12 protein-coding genes are annotated in these 13,748 nt (G+C 52.0%); 9 read left to right on the forward strand and 3 right to left on the reverse strand.

Annotated elements, in window-relative coordinates; genetic code table 11:
* Positions 1-146 precede the first annotated feature (146 nt).
* The 5 genes from J4617_RS20250 (at position 147) to J4617_RS20270 (ending at position 5,242) form a co-directional block, all read left to right on the forward strand.
* Positions 147-488: a UxaA family hydrolase gene (locus J4617_RS20250; RefSeq protein ID WP_001574029.1), complete on the forward strand. Its 342-nt coding sequence runs from the start codon at positions 147-149 to the stop codon at positions 486-488.
* A 16-nt stretch (positions 489-504) separates the two neighbouring features.
* Positions 505-1,677: a UxaA family hydrolase gene (locus tag J4617_RS20255; RefSeq protein ID WP_001675440.1), complete on the forward strand. Its 1,173-nt coding sequence runs from the start codon at positions 505-507 to the stop codon at positions 1,675-1,677.
* Positions 1,678-1,726: 49 nt separating this feature from the next.
* On the forward strand, positions 1,727-2,680 hold the full coding sequence (locus J4617_RS20260; protein ID WP_000694477.1) for a 2-keto-3-deoxygluconate permease: 954 nt from the start codon (positions 1,727-1,729) through the stop codon (positions 2,678-2,680).
* 67 nt (positions 2,681-2,747) lie between these two features.
* On the forward strand, positions 2,748-4,676 hold the full coding sequence (locus tag J4617_RS20265; protein WP_001044194.1) for a sigma-54-dependent Fis family transcriptional regulator: 1,929 nt from the start codon (positions 2,748-2,750) through the stop codon (positions 4,674-4,676).
* Between the two features lie 92 nt (positions 4,677-4,768).
* Positions 4,769-5,242: a zinc ribbon-containing protein gene (locus tag J4617_RS20270; protein ID WP_001044884.1), complete on the forward strand. Its 474-nt coding sequence runs from the start codon at positions 4,769-4,771 to the stop codon at positions 5,240-5,242.
* Positions 5,243-5,280: 38 nt separating this feature from the next.
* Here the strand turns inward: J4617_RS20270 and J4617_RS20275 are convergent, their stop codons facing one another.
* Positions 5,281-6,276: a tetratricopeptide repeat protein gene (locus J4617_RS20275; RefSeq protein ID WP_001016626.1), complete on the reverse strand. Its 996-nt coding sequence runs from the start codon at positions 6,274-6,276 to the stop codon at positions 5,281-5,283.
* 124 nt (positions 6,277-6,400) lie between these two features.
* On the opposite strand from J4617_RS20275, the gene J4617_RS20280 reads away from it, so the two are divergent.
* From J4617_RS20280 to J4617_RS20295, 4 genes are read left to right on the forward strand one after another with little or no spacing between them, the layout of a single operon-like run.
* Complete coding sequence (locus tag J4617_RS20280) at positions 6,401-7,108, forward strand: DUF1266 domain-containing protein (protein WP_001575803.1); 708 nt, start codon at positions 6,401-6,403, stop codon at positions 7,106-7,108.
* Positions 7,105-8,538 (forward strand): J domain-containing protein, encoded by a 1,434-nt coding sequence (locus J4617_RS20285; protein WP_017465568.1) that lies wholly within the window; start codon positions 7,105-7,107, stop codon positions 8,536-8,538. Before J4617_RS20280 ends, J4617_RS20285 begins: the two co-directional genes overlap by 4 nt.
* Positions 8,539-8,549: 11 nt before the next feature.
* Positions 8,550-9,245, forward strand: a complete 696-nt coding sequence (locus tag J4617_RS20290) for a DUF1266 domain-containing protein (protein ID WP_000356623.1) — start codon at positions 8,550-8,552, stop codon at positions 9,243-9,245.
* Positions 9,242-10,705 carry a J domain-containing protein gene (locus J4617_RS20295; protein ID WP_001017756.1) on the forward strand — a complete coding sequence of 488 codons (1,464 nt, stop codon included), beginning with the start codon at positions 9,242-9,244 and terminating at the stop codon, positions 10,703-10,705. The genes J4617_RS20290 and J4617_RS20295 overlap by 4 nt, the downstream gene beginning before the upstream one ends.
* A gap of 21 nt (positions 10,706-10,726) precedes the next feature.
* Here the strand turns inward: J4617_RS20295 and J4617_RS20300 are convergent, their stop codons facing one another.
* Both J4617_RS20300 and J4617_RS20305 read right to left on the reverse strand, forming a co-directional pair.
* Positions 10,727-12,406 (reverse strand): molecular chaperone HscC, encoded by a 1,680-nt coding sequence (locus J4617_RS20300; RefSeq protein ID WP_000368029.1) that lies wholly within the window; start codon positions 12,404-12,406, stop codon positions 10,727-10,729.
* Between the two features lie 75 nt (positions 12,407-12,481).
* Positions 12,482-13,720 (reverse strand): hypothetical protein, encoded by a 1,239-nt coding sequence (locus J4617_RS20305; RefSeq protein ID WP_017465567.1) that lies wholly within the window; start codon positions 13,718-13,720, stop codon positions 12,482-12,484.
* Positions 13,721-13,748: the final 28 nt, after the last annotated feature.

The raw sequence follows: 13,748 nt of genomic DNA on the forward strand, positions 1-13,748 counted from the left end.
CAAAACAGGGGGTAGAACATTTGTTGCGCCAGGCGTCCATGAGCAGGTGACGCAAAATGCGACACGACTGAGGCAAATTACCGCAGTTCCTGTCACCGCCAGATCATCTCATGAAAATAAAGTCATATAAATCATGTTGTTAAAAAGTGGCACGTCTTTTGATTAGGGAAGACAGGACTAAAGCAAAGGAGTTAATCGTGAAAAAAAATGCAGTGGTGATTCACCCTCAGGATTGCGTCGCGACGGCTATTACGGCGCTCAAGGCCGGCGAAACCGCCACAATGTTCATTGGCGAACGCGAGATAAGCGTTGTGTTACATCAGGATGTGCCATTTGGTCACAAATTCGCCATCTGCGATGTGCCTTTTCATGGCGAAGTTTATAAATATGGCGAATCCATTGGCCGCGCCACTCAGGAAATAAAAAGTGGCGACTATGTGCACGTCCACAATGTGGAAAGTGAACGCGGACGTGGTGACTGGAAATAATATAAAACAAGGGAAAATGATTATGAGCAATGAGACTTTTTTGGGGTTCCGCCGCCCTGACGGCCGTTTTGGCATCCGTAATTATGTACTGATTTTACCTACCAGCGTTTGTGCGAATAAAGTCGCCCGGGATATTGCCCGGCAGGTAAAAGGCGCGACATGGGTGAATAACGATTTTGGCTGCTGCCAGGTAGCAGGCGATGCGCGTCTGACGGAAAAGACATTGATTAATGTGGCGAATAATCCCAACGTCGGCGCTATTGTGGTTGTGGGCTTAGGCTGTGAAGGCGCGGAGCCGCTGCGCATCGCAGAAGAGATTACCGCATTTGGCAAACCGACCTCCTGCATCACCATTCAGGAAGAGGGCGGCACGCTTAAATGTCAGGCCAGAGGGATTTCGCTGGCCCGCGACTATGCGCAACAACTCTCCATGCAAAAACCGCAGCAAGCACCGGTTAGCGAGCTGCTGCTGGCGATGGAGTGCGGCGGGTCAGATACGACATCGGGGCTGGCGTCTAACCCTTCCTGCGGGGTCGCCTCGGATAAGCTGATACGCTGCGGCGGAAGCTCAATTCTTTCTGAAACGACGGAATTTATTGGCGCCGAGCATGTGATGGCGAAACGCGCGGTGACGCCGGAGGTTGGTCAACAGCTTATTGATTTAGTGGTCGGCTGCGAGGCGCGAGCAAAAGCGCTGGGCGAGGATATTCGCGGGGGACAGCCGACGCCGGGCAATATTAAAGGCGGGTTGACTACCATTGAAGAAAAATCGTTAGGCTGTATGCATAAAGCGGGTCATGCGCCGTTACAGGGCGTACTGGAATATGCCGATAGCCCAACGCATCCGGGCCTGTGGATTATGGATACCCCGGGGCAGGATATTGAATCTATTTCCGGCATGGTGGCGGGTGGAGCGCAGATCGTTATTTTTACTACCGGTCGCGGAACGCCTGCCGGTAACCCAATAGCGCCGGTAATAAAAATTACGGGTAATAAAGCAACGTGGGAAATGATGCAGGACAATATTGATATTGATGTGTCCGCCATTATGTCTGGCGAGGCTTCTATTACGCAAATGGGCGAGGAAATTTATCAGGAAATTTTACGCGTCGCGAATGGGAAAACGACTAAATCAGAAGATTTAGGTCATAACGAATTCTCTATTTATAAGATCGCGCCGACGTTCTGATACCAAATCGGGCAGCACAAGCTGTCCGGTTATCTCCTGGGAATAAGCTATGAAAATTAAAAAAACACTGGAACGTTTTCCTGGTGGTATGATGGTTGTACCGCTGATCATCGGCGCATTGTTTAAAACCTTTGCGCCGGAGGCGCTGGAAATAGGCGGTTTTGTCACCTCTATTTCGCATGGCGCAATGGCGATTTTAGGCATGTTTTTAGTCTGTATGGGCGCGGATATCCAGTTTAAAGCCGCGCCGAAAGCGCTGAAAAAAGGCGCTGCGATCACCTTTGCGAAATTTGCCAGCGGCGTGATTATTGGCATTCTGGTCGGAAAATTTTGCGGCCCGGATGGGTTATTAGGTCTGTCGGCTTTAGCGATTATTTCGGCGATGACCAACTCAAACAGTGGGTTATATGCCGCGTTGGTGGGGGAGTACGGCGATGAAACCGACGGCGGCGCGATTGCGGTAATATCGTTGAACGATGGTCCCTTTTTCACCATGCTGGCGTTAGGGTCGGCAGGCATGGTGTCGATACCCTTTATGAATCTGGTGGCGGTTATTATTCCCATTATCATTGGCATGATTTTGGGTAATCTGGATGAGGACATGCGCAAGTTTCTTAAACAGGGCAGCGTGGTAACGATTCCTTTTTTTGCCTTTGGGTTAGGATACGGTATTGATTTCGCAAGACTTATCACGGCAGGTTCTTCAGGCATTTTACTGGGACTCATGACGGTGGCGATTGGCGGATTTTTTAATATTTTCGCCGATCGTCTGACGGGAGGCAGCGGCGTGGCAGGCGCGGCGGTCTCCACCACCTCTGGCAACGCCGTCGCGACGCCAGCGGCAATCGCGCTGCTCGATCCGCATTTTACCGACCTGGCGTCGACGGCGGCGGCGCAGGTGGCGGCCTCGACGATTATTACCGCTCTGTGCGCCCCCTTCCTGACCGTATGGATAAAAAAACGCTACGATCGTAAACTGAACCCAGCCGCCGCAGGCGGTTAGCGTTTCGGCGGAAAATAAATCACGACGGGCGGTCTCGCCCGTTCATAAACCAACAGGATGGTGAGTGATGAATAAGACGAAAGATATAGCCGCATCTCCTCTCTGTTTTGTCTCTCCTTACCCTCAACTGGCAAAGGCTGCCGAGGCGCTGGTCGCGCAGTTGGATTACGCCGTCACTATTCATCAAACGACGCTTAATCGTATCCTGGATGAGCTACCTTTATTAGAGTCCCGTGGGCACCAGGTACTGATTAGTCGTGGCGGCTGTGCGGAAATATTAAAAAAGCACAGTAAATTACCGGTAGTCGAAATTAAAATGTCCGGCTACGACATTCTTGATGCGCTTATCCCTTTTAAAGGACAAAAAGGCACTGTCGGTATTGTCGGCTTTTCCAGTGTGATCAAAGGATGCGCGCGCGTAGCGGAACAGTTAAATATTAACTATAAAATTTTTACCTTACAGGGAAATGATAAAGAAACGATTTCTTGCCTGAAGCGGCAATTAGTGTCCACGCCATTAGATTGCATTGTTGGCGATACCGTTTGTCAGGATTATTTTTCACCGCTGGGCTCGCAATTCCGTTTACTTGATTCCAGCCCCGCCTCAATAACCGAAGCTCTGGAAGAAGCCCGCTCATTATATCTGGCTTTTCGCAGCCAATTACTCGAGCGTCATCATCTGCAGCTGATTCTCGATCAGTTTGATAAAGCTGTTATCACGCTTGATGATACCGGCGCGTTACTGCATTACAATAAATATGCGAGCCAACTTTTTAAAATTAACGCCTCCGGTGAGATTTATGACGCATCTTTCCTGAAACAGGTATTGCACCAGGAGCGGCATACATTACGTGAGGGAAAAACCGTCAGCGCGAAAGTCGTCGATACGCCGCAAGGCGCGATGGTGGTTAATCTGTATCCGGTATTTGCGGCCAGACAGTTAAGCCGGGTAGTGTTGACGATGCAAACCGTCTCCAGTTTACAGGGGGCGGAACATCATGTTCGCCGCCAGGAACTGTCTCGCCGCGGCTTGAGCGCCCGCTATCATTTCGACGATCTGCTTACCGAAAACCCGGAAATGCTGCGTCGTCTGGCGATCATTAAAAATTATGCCGGTACGGACGCGACTATCTTAATTAATGGCGAAAGCGGGACGGGGAAAGAGGTGCTGGCGCAAAGTATTCATAATGCCAGCCAACGCGTCAACGGCCCGTTTGTCGCCATTAACTGCGGCGCGATGGCCCCTCAGATTCTGGAGAGCGAACTCTTTGGCTATGTCGCCGGCGCATTTACCGGCGCGTCGCCGAAAGGCAAAATAGGCCTGTTTGAATTAGCGCACCACGGTACCATTTTTCTGGATGAGATTAGCGAGCTGGATAAACCGCTACAGACGCGCTTATTACGGGTATTGCAGGAGCGGCAGATTATGCGGCTGGGCTCAGACCAGATGATACCTGTTGATATTCGCGTGATTGCGGCGACCAATCAGACGTTAACGAGGCTCATTGCGGACGGGACATTTCGCGAAGATCTTTACTATCGGCTTAACGTATTAAAAGTGACCACCATCCCGCTACGCAAACGTCCGGAGGATATCAAAGCCATCGGCCTGTCGCTGCTTACTAGTTTCAGCCAGCATTATAAACGCCCGGCACTAACGTTAACCCCGGCGCTGTGGCAAGAGCTTCAGCGCTTCGCCTGGCCCGGAAACGTCAGGCAGTTAAGCAATATTATCGAACGGCTGGTACTCTCTATTGATCACTCCCCGGCAACGCTGGATGAGGGTCGCCTCTTGCTGGACGATCTGGAAGAGGGGAGCCGACGCGAGCCAACTACCTGCCACGACTGCCAGATGCTGGCTGGCGATTATAAAACGATTCGCCTGCGTATTTTGAGAAAATTATTAGAGGCGGAAAGGGATAATAAATCGTTAGTGGCGAAACGGTTAAATGTCGATCGTACCTCGCTGACGCGCTGGATACGCGAGTCGGCCTGACAAGAATTTACAGACTCTGTGGGCAGCCTTGCAAAGCGTAACGCAAATAACGTCTATTATTATAGGCAGTTAACGATCCAAGAGGTGAAGTGATGAACAAGGTTGCTCAATATTACCGTGAACTGGTGGCCTCATTAAGCGAGCGTTTACGCAATGGCGAGCGCGACATTGATGCGCTGGTGGAGCAGGCGCGCCAGCGCGTGATGCAAACAGGGGAGTTAACGCGAACCGAGGTGGACGAACTGACGCGCGCTGTCAGACGCGATCTGGAAGAGTTCGCCATGAGCTACGAAGAGAGCCAGGACGATAGCGTCTTCTTACGGGTGATTAAAGAGAGTCTCTGGCAGGAACTGGCGGACATTACCGACAAAACCCAGCTGGAATGGCGTGAAGTCTTCCAGGATTTGAATCACCACGGCGTGTATCACAGTGGCGAAGTGGTGGGATTGGGGAATCTGGTGTGCGAGAAATGCCACTATCATCTGGCGGTTTACACGCCGGATGTGTTGCCGCTCTGCCCGAAGTGTGGCCACGATCAGTTCCAGCGCAGGCCGTTTGAGCCGTAAGGTTCATTATCGTGAGCGGACGGTTGCCGTCCGCCATGTTAAGCGTGCAGTTGGGCTTCCAGTTTGCGGATCTCTTCATCGACGTTCCATTTGCCCGTGGGCTGTGCTTTTTTGAACCAGTAGAGCGCTTGTTGTAGGTCTTGTGCGGTACCGTGTCCATCTCTGTACATGCATCCGAGGTTGTACCAGCCCGATGAATTGTTACATTCTGCTGATTTGTGGAACCATTCCAGTGCTAGCGAATAATTTTGCTCGACGCCATGACCGCATTTGTACATCCAGCCGATACTGTTATAGGCATCATCGTCACCCTGGTCTGCCGCTTTTCGAAACCAGTATATTGCCTGCTGGTAATCTTGTTTGATACCTTTTCCGATGTAATAACAATAGCCCATCTGATATTGCGAGTAGCTGCTCTCTTGTAGCGCGCTCTTCTTGTACCAAAGGGCGGCAAGGGATAAATTTTTCCGACATCCTTTCCCATTGCCATACATATACGCCAGTCTTTCCTGGCTGGCGCAATGGCCTTGTAATGCTGCCTGTTTAAACCAGTAGAGTGCCTGTGTATCATTTTGCTCTACGCCAGTTCCTGAATGATACATTCTCCCGAGATTATATTGCGCAAGGTTGTGGCTCTGTTCTGCTCCTTTGCGATACCAGGCAACGGCCTGGGCATAATCTGGCGCCATCCCGGTTTCTCCTTCCTGAACCCAGCCTAATGTGTTGAAAGCGTGGCGGTGTCCTTGCTGTGCGGCTTTTTCTGACCAGAATAAAGCCAGCGTATTATCTTTCATGTCGGTAGGCGTGTCTTTGTATCGTAAGCCGAGCCAATATTGCGCCTCGCAGTGTCCTTGTTCAGCTGCCTGCTGCAACCAATAAAAAGAGAGCTTATCCTCTTCGCTGCCATCTATACGTTCGTCATTATATAAACGGCCTAATATATATTGAGCTTCACTATTTCCTGACTGCGCCAGTTCGGTTAATTGTGCTAAAGATACGTTGTCGCAGGGATGACTGGTTATGGAATGATTCATTTTTTAATTTATCCCGCCATTGTTTTTTAGATTAATAATATATTGCGATTTGGCTTTGTTGTACTCTATTTTAGTTTTCAATTGCGTTTTTATTTGTGGTGTGAATATATTTTGGCGATTTATTATGGATAAAGAATCACAATATTTACTCTTTGCACTTTCCTCGCCGATGGAAGTATTGAACGAGGACTGTTTACCTTCACATTCGTCACCGAAAATGTATTTAGGTGTAAAACGTTTCGATCTTGAATCGTCGTGGGGTATTGAAAATCGCGATGAACTGCTTCAGACCATTTCCCGCATGACGGATGACGGTCATGCCACGCAACTGGAATGGCTATATCGCCGCTGGTTTAGGTATGCGCCGCAGGAGTGGCAGGAGTATACCGACGCGCTGGACGAGGGAGATCGCATTTATGCCCGATTCGTCGCTGATACCGCCGTGTGTTGCGGCGAAGGTGGTATTCGCAGTTGGGATTATGTGCGGATGGGATTTCTCTGCCGCATGGGCGTGCTCAATGAATGGCTGACGGAAGAGGAGAGCCTGTGGCTGCAGTCGCGGATACAGCTTCGCGCGCTCAGCTATTATTCCGGCTGGTTGCCGTATTTCAGCGCTTATTACACCGGGCGTTTGTACTGGCAGTTACGGAATGGCGATAACCTACCGTTGCTACGCGAGACATTCGCCCGTAAGGAGTTTGATGACGCGGGGCGACGTATGATGAATAAGCTGATCGCAGGGAAGGACAGTTTTTACGCCACGCTGCCGTGGCGCTACCTGCCCCATTACCCTGAATGCCCGGACACGCTTCAGGAGGTGAGCGATCTATGAAAACCTGTTGGCAAGTCCTTGGCATTGAGGCCACCACGGATACCGACGCCATTCGTCAGGCTTATCTGGCGCTGCTGCCGTCATTTCATCCGGAAACCGATCCGCAGGGTTTTAAGCAATTGCGAGAAGCCTATGAGAATGCATTGCAGGGGACAACATCGCCCGCCATTACGGTGGTTGATGAGGATCCCGATACCCCGTGGGTGAATTATCTCAGGGAGATATTCGGTGATTTGCTGGCGGATGGCGAACGGCGCTTTCAGCCGCAGGCATGGCAGGAGTTTATCCAACAGATCAATAAATTATCGATTTTACAGGTCGAAAAATCGCGCTGGTGGCTGTGCGCTATCGCGATGAAGACCTTTCCTATTTCTTACTCGTGTCTGAAACTGCTGTCAGATCGCCTGGCTTGGGAACAGGGGAGTGATAATCGAGATGTCGATGCCGAGGAGGTGGAGGATCTTTTGTTTGAAATCCGCCGTGGCGACCTGTTTGATTATTCGCTATTGCTGCATTTGCCAGTGGCGGTACAAAACCAGACCATTGCTTTTTATGATGCCCTGGACAACACCTTTTTCGAGCATCCTCTCTATTTCGCCCAACTTATGGCGCAGCACGGCGCCTGGATTATCCCGGACAATCTACGCTTTCAACGACGTCTGTTACGCTGGTTCAGCACCTTGCACTGGGGTATTGCGGAGCTGCTGCCTGTCGCCCTGGCATGGCAGGAAGCCGAACCCGATAACGCAACGCCGGGTTATTACTACTTAGCCCAGCGCGTATTTTGCGGTGAAGGCGATAGCCTGCTGCCAGAACTTTACGCGCAGTGGTGGGCGCATCCTTCTACCCAGCTTGACGATCTGTTGCTGCGCTGGTGCCGTCAGCATCGACCGGACTTTTTCCCGCTGCTGGTGATGGCGGTTGAGGGGCGTGAGCAGGTGGATATTAACGCTGAACAGCTGCTGTATATTCCCGGCTCAAGCGCTCGTTCCTGCTTGCTGTGGGCCGAGGCGCTGCACAGCGGCGCATTATCGCCGCTAAGCGAAAGTTTTATTGCGCGGCGTTTGAATTATGGCGCGCCAGCGGTGAGTGAGGCGCATAGCCAGCATCCATACTGGCTGTTGTATCAGGTGGCGGATAGCCTGGCGTGCGCCGAGGAGCCGTCAGCGGCATTGTTACAGAGTCTGGTAACGAAGCTTGATGCGCCGGATATCTGCCCGTTGGAAGCGCTGGTTATTCGCGGGTTGCTGGGGCGGGCTGCGGCTGTCGCCACACCGTGTGAAGCTGTAGTCGCAGATGAAGAACCGGTGACGACGGTGACTTCGCCGAGTACGGAGGAATCTGGCGGCGGCTTTGGCCTCTGGCAGGTGATTAAAATCATTTTATTTATTGGCGTTGTCGGCCATGTATTACGCCAGTTTATGCATTAGGGATATCGAATATGGACAAGGAAGAACAATATTTACTTTTTGCGCTCTCCACGCCGATGGAGGTGCTATACATCGGCAATGAGCCTTCGCATACCTCTCCAGCAATGTATACCGGAATTCCTGCTGTCGATCTCTCCGATTCATGGGGGATTGATAATCGTGAAGATCTTATTCAAACCATCTATCGAATGACGGACGACGGTCATGCGGCAGATTTGGCTCCCTTTTATATCCGCTGGTTTACGCTATCTCCTCATCAATGGCGCGAATTCACCGCACAGCTTAGCGAACAGGGCCAGATTTATGCGCGATTTGTTGCCGAAACCGCACTATGCTGCGGGCGCGGAGGCATTAAAGCCTGGGACTATGTGCGTATGGGGTTTTTATGCCGGATGGGGGTGTTGAATCAATGGCTGACGGAAGAGGAAAGCCTGTGGCTGCAATCGCGTATCTATGCGCGGGCGTACTATTTTTACGACGGTTGGACGCAATATTTTGCCGCCTATTCGTTGGGTCGGCTGTACTGGCAGGCTAAAGGGGACACCATACAGGCATATTTCGCTCACCTAAAGTACGACGCTTCAGGCGCGCGGATGTTTAATGAACTGGCCTCTACGACAGAGAGTTATTATGTGCAGCTACCGTGGCGTCCGCTCAACGAACAACCGACATGCCCGGAAACGCTTAAAGGAGTGAGCGATTTATGAATATCTGTTGGGAAATCCTGGGCATTGAACCTACCACCGATCTGGAATGTATCCGTCAGGCTTATCTTGCCCTGTTGCCCTCATTCCACCCTGAGAGCGATCCGCAGGGTTTTAAGCGATTGCGCCAGGCCTATGAAGAAGCGCAGCACTGGGCCGCCTCGCCTGCGGAGGACGCAAAAACGGAAGAGGTGGGCGACGAACATGAAATACTGGTGGCGTTCAGGGAATTGCTGGCATCAGAGCGCGATCGCTTTCAGCCCTCGGCATGGCAGAAATTTATTCAGCAATTGAACCAGTGTTCAATGGATGAGATAGATAAGCTGCGCTGGCAGTTGTGCGACATCGCCATGAAAACGGAAACGATCTCGCTGTCTTGCCTGGCATTGTTGGCGCAGCGTCTGAACTGGCAGCCGCAGGAAGCAGACGATGATGCTGAGGGAGAAGAGCTGGAAGCATTTCTGGAGACCGTAAAGCGGGGCGATGCGTTTGATCTGCTAAGTCTGGCCAAATTGCCTCTTGTTGTTCAAGACCAAACTGACGCCTACTTTTTTAAGCTTGAGCGTATCTGGCGCTTTTATCCCGAACATTTTGCCGACGCTCTACAGGTTCAGGGAGCCTGGATAATTCCCGATGATAAACAGCTGCATCGTAAACTATTACACTGGTTTAGCGCCGAGCAGTGGGGCATGGCGGAACTGGTCGATATTGCTCGTCGCTGGCAGGCCGCGGAGCCGGATAACGAAGATGCGCACTATTACCTGTGCAAACAGCGTTTGCTCTGCGGTGAAGGGGAAAGCCTGTTGGCCGATCTTTGCGATTTCTGGCAGCGTTATCCCTCCACGCAGGCGGACGACCTGTTGCTGGGCTGGTGCCGCCAGCACCGGCCTGATTTCTTCCCGCTGGCGGTGATGGCGGTCGAAGCGCGCTGTATGGCGGATGCCGAATATGTGCCCGGTGAAAGCGCGCGCACGCGTTTACTGTGGGCCGACATTTTGCACAGCGGTAGGTTATCACCGCTGGGGCGTTCATTTGTTGACTCCCTGTTTTATAAGCGAAAAGCGATGGCGTGGGCAAATTCGCGGCTGAGTACCCAGGGGGAACCCGAAACGCCGCTGTTGGATCTGTACCGGACGGCGGAGCAGGTGGTGCTGGAAGCGTTTCCCAAAGAAAAGCCCTTTTTTCGCCTGCTGATCCGGCTGGAGGAGGGGCAAGCCTGTCCGCTGGAGGCGCTGATAACGCAGGCATTGTCATCTAAAATTGCCATGAAGCCAGGCGATATTCGCGACAAAAAGGAGCTGGCGGAAGAGCTCAGGCTGGCGGCTGAGAAAAAATTGTCTTCTGAAGCGAAAACCGAAGCGCCCCGTCAGGCGGAATCTGGCGGGGTGATGAAAATCATGAAGATTGTCGGTTTGATCGCGTTGATTGTCTGCGCGTTAAATCGATTCTTCCATTTTTTCTGAACAGGGGCAGTGAAAGCGCCGTTACGGCGCTTTCGGCTCGTCAATACCCAGATATTCACAGGCGCGACGGCGCACATCATCGACGCGCTGCATATCATTAGACAGCAGCGCCGCGTCGAAATCGGTAATAATCTCCCCCAGCATTTCGCGCTCATCGCCTAACGCGCGTGACCACTGCTCCTCTAACTGTGCTTTAAACGTCCGGTTAATCAGCATATCGCGGGGATAAATTTTCAGCGCCTGCAGGCGCTCGCGGCTGGCGTCGATTTGCTGCGTCGTCAGTGAGGTGGCATTGTGACTGATGATTCTGGATTCACTCTTGCCGTCTTCCAGCAGCACGTCAACTTCCAGCAGACCATTAATATCGTAGCTAAAACGAATATCAATGGCCTGAATGTGCCCGTTCGGCTTCAGCATGACGTCAAAAGAATCAATCAGGATATTATTTTTCACCTTATGGCTTTCGCCCTGGTATACCCTGACGCAAATAGAGTCCTGCTCAGGGTGCATGGTGGAGTACGTTTCCACTTTTGACACCGGAACGGTGGTATTGCGTTCAATGATGGGCGAGAAAATACCAGGCACTCCCTGTCGGTTGACTTCCACGCCCAGCGAGTAGGGGCAGATATCCGTGAGGATCACCTCTTCAACGTCTTCATGGCGCAGGCGACAGGCGGCCTGAGTCGCGGCGCCAAGCGCCACGATGGTGCTGGGATCGTAACTTTGATAGGGCAATTTACCGAATAAGCGCACCGCGATGCGTTGCACCAGCGGCATCTGTGACGCGCCGCCGACCAGCACCAGGCTGTCAATTTGCTCCGGTTTGAGTCGGGAGTCGCGCAGCGCCTGCTCAATGGGCGTGCGCAGCCGGTTGAGCAACGGTAGCCACAGGGCTTCCAGCTCATCATCATAAAACGTGCTTTCCAGCACGCGCTCCTGATAAAGCCAGCTCATGCGCAGCGGGGAGCCGCTGGCGCATTTTGCGGCTTCAACACAGGCATACAGCGCAGCCAGATCGCTATCCGTCAGCGCTGATTTATCGAGATTCCAGCGTTTCAGCACTTCATCAAGTAACAAATGCGTGAAATCTTCGCCGCCGAGGTAGTTATCGCCAGCGGAGGCGTGAACTTCGATAATCGGCGTAGCGTATTCCAGAACGGTCACATCAAAGGTTCCGCCCCCCAGATCGAAAACCAGCGAACGGCTGTTTTGCTGCGTATGCAGGCCATAAGCCATTGCCGCCGCCGTGGGTTCATTGATCAAACGCACGGCGTTTAACCCCGCAAGCTCAGCGGCAAGTCGTGTATGCTTCCGCTGCTCATCGCTGAAATAAGCCGGAACCGAGATCACGACGTCCTTGATTGGCTGCTGAAGGTAGTCTTCCGCATCTTCTTTCAGCGAGCGTAAAACCAGCGAAGATAATTCCGGCGCATTAAACGACTCTTCACCCAAATGCCAGTGAGTATTACTGCCCATTGCGCGTTTAAATAAGGCAGCGGTTTTATCCGGATGCGATGTTTTACGGGCTGCGGCAGGTTTTCCCACCAGAATTTGCTTATTTTCATCCATACTAATTATGGATGGTGTTAAATATTCACCAAATTTATTAGGTATTAATTGTGCGGCCCCGTCTTGCCAGACGGCAATTAAACTATTGGTGGTGCCGAGATCGATACCAATCGCTAACGTTGCATTATCCATTGCGTTTAATTTATCGGGAAAAAGAGTTCATAGAATAAAGAACACTACTCTCGGGCGTGGTGATCTTTATCAATGTCACGCCTGGCGAAAGTATTCATCCATAATGTTCGTCAACTCCGGGCGCTCGTCGTCATCATTGATGGCGAAATCGAGGAAAAAAGCATCGGCCTGTGGCGTGCGTTTCTGGGCCAGTAAACGAAACGCCAGCGGGTAGTGGCAAGCATAATCGGGGGTGCGAGTCAGAAAACGGACAAAATCAATCAACAAGGGGGAATGGGTATAAAACAGCGCGCGTAACAATACGGCGGGAAATCCCTCTTCGGTGATCCCTTGCGCCATGATTTTGTTGAGGCCGGCCTCGCTCAGATCGCCTGCGGCAATAATGTCTGCGCAGGCCGCAAGATTGGGATAATTCGCCGCGCAGTTAGCCAATGCGTTCGGCCAGTTGACGCGGGTATAACGTTCGTCATGGCGAGTAAAGTAATCCTCCCAAAGGGATGGCGGTAGTTTTTCGTACTGTATTTTCAGGGGGATGCGGCGCTGAAACTGGGCTTCTTCCAGGCGCTCGCCGTCATAAAATCGAAGGTATTGCTGTCGCGTCTCGTAGCATGTCATCGCCACCGGCTGGCTGATGACCCAGGTCTTCACGGGCCGGCCTTCCAGCGCGGCGGCGGTGGCTTTATGGTGACCATCAAGCAGGACGCAAAGCCAGCTGTCATTCATATACCAGGCCAGCGCGTGGCTCTCTGGCTTATCGCGATAATACCCGGCGCGTTGTGGGTTAAATCGCGATGGGGGCTGGCCTGGCAGTAAAAAACAGGGTTCGCCGGACTGGTAGTGATAGTCCACGTCAGCAATCCACTGCCCTGTGGTCGCGGGATTCGGTTGTTTTTCGTTACCCACCGCCCAGAAAAAATGCCCGTTGCCATCCGTCGGATAAAGTTCGCGTTCTTCCAGCCGGTAATAGCCATCGGCAAAGAGTGAAAACAGCGGCGTCAGGGCGGTAAATGCTTCGTTCAACCCGACTCCTGGCTGATTCCACTCGGCAAGTGAGGATAAAAACTGCGCGGCGCCTTCATCATCATTGCTAAAACCGGCATAAACAAATTCTGCGCAGGTTGGGCACCAGGATTCAGAGAAAAAACGAATCAGCGGCGAGCCATGCCAGGAAAGCGTATGAATACCGGCGTCAGAGTCGGGAGCGTGAATAACGCAGGGACGAAGCAATGCTTTTCCGTTACGTACTGAAAACGTTATATGGGCTACATCGTGCTGTAGCAGGCTGATTTCAGGTCTATTGTTACGCCAAAACATCGCTGTTCATCCCTGGATTCTACTTTGC

It is taken from the genome of Salmonella sp. 32010601201800023SM (assembly GCF_017572235.1).
Taxonomy (GTDB): Bacteria; Pseudomonadota; Gammaproteobacteria; order Enterobacterales; family Enterobacteriaceae; genus Salmonella; species Salmonella enterica.